This is a genomic window from Pseudomonas spartinae, assembly GCF_965197125.1.
Lineage (GTDB): Bacteria > Pseudomonadota > Gammaproteobacteria > Pseudomonadales > Pseudomonadaceae > Aquipseudomonas > Aquipseudomonas composti_A.
In genome coordinates this window covers 1-269 of the sequence record NZ_CBDAMB010000046.1, presented here as the reverse complement: position 1 = coordinate 269, position 269 = coordinate 1, and the positions used below count along the sequence as shown (strand labels likewise).

General features: G+C 47.6%; 1 tRNA gene. It reads right to left on the bottom strand.

The annotated features are described in order from the left end of the window. Nucleotides 1–189: 189 nt before the first annotated feature. Nucleotides 190–265 (bottom strand) — tRNA-Ala (locus tag ACN8M7_RS25990). Nucleotides 266–269 lie beyond the last annotated feature (4 nt).

The following is a 269-nucleotide window of genomic DNA, read 5'->3' as shown; positions in this document are numbered from 1 at the left end:
GAACTACAAATTTTACCTTGACCAGATCAATTGCCAGTGAAAGCAATTAATCAGTCACTTCTATCACATATCCAAATTTTTAAAGAACGATATTCGTACCGGTCAAAAGACCAGAAATCAGCACTCACCAGGTCTACCCTGAAGCGCTCATTTCTGAACTCTTTCTCTTGCAACGTAACGCGTAGAGAGTGGTGGAGCCAAGCGGGATCGAACCGCTGACCTCCTGCGTGCAAGGCAGGCGCTCTCCCAGCTGAGCTATGGCCCCGTAT